We start from the raw sequence: 782 nt of genomic DNA on the forward strand, positions 1-782 counted from the left end.
ATCGAGCGCAAGCTCATCACAGCACTGGCCGATCTGTCGTTTACCGACCAGGCGCACAACGTCGTCTTCATCGGCGGGCCGGGCACGGGCAAGACCCATCTGGCAACGGCGCTGGGCGTCTCAGGGATTACGCGTCATGGCCGGCGAGTGCGCTTTTACTCGACGGTTGATCTGGTCAATGCGCTCGAACAGGAGAAGGCCGCTGGCAAAGCCGGGCGGCTTGCGCTGTCGCTGCGCAGCATGGACCTGGTCATCCTCGACGAGTTGGGCTATCTCCCCTTCAGCCAAGCCGGCGGCGCCTTGCTCTTCCACCTGCTCTCCAAGCTCTATGAACACACCAGCGTGATGATCACGACCAACCTGACCTTCGGGGAATGGGCCAGCGTGTTCGGCGACGCCAAGATGACGACGGCGCTGCTGGACCGGCTGACGCATCACTGCCACATCGTGGAGACCGGTAACGAGTCTTGGCGCTTCCAGCACAGCAGCGCGGCCGCCAAGTCCCGCATCCAGTCGAGGGAGAAGAGCAAGCGGGCCGCAGCGTCTGAAAGCGACGGGGCTGACCCGTTCTGAGTCGGCGCGACGTAGGGGAATCTGCTTCGGGCTACGCCCTTCGCAGATTCCCCTACGTCGCCCCCTCGTGCTCGACGACAAGCGCACAGGGGGGCAAACAGGACCGCCAATCCGATACACTTATCCACAGCTGCAGCAATGACGAGCAGCTATCGCCCCTGGTCAAAATTCAACCGGTACACCTGGTCAATATTGGACCGGCGCCGACA

At 62.7% G+C, this 782-nt stretch carries 1 protein-coding gene; it reads left to right on the top strand.

Going from position 1 to position 782, the window contains the following annotated elements:
- Window positions 1-573: IS21-like element helper ATPase IstB (gene istB / locus TBU01S_RS22735; protein WP_068639742.1), on the top strand; the 573-nt coding region annotated here is incomplete at its 5' end.
- Window positions 574-782: the final 209 nt, after the last annotated feature.

Source organism: Thauera butanivorans NBRC 103042, from assembly GCF_001591165.1.
Lineage (GTDB): Bacteria > Pseudomonadota > Gammaproteobacteria > Burkholderiales > Rhodocyclaceae > Thauera > Thauera butanivorans.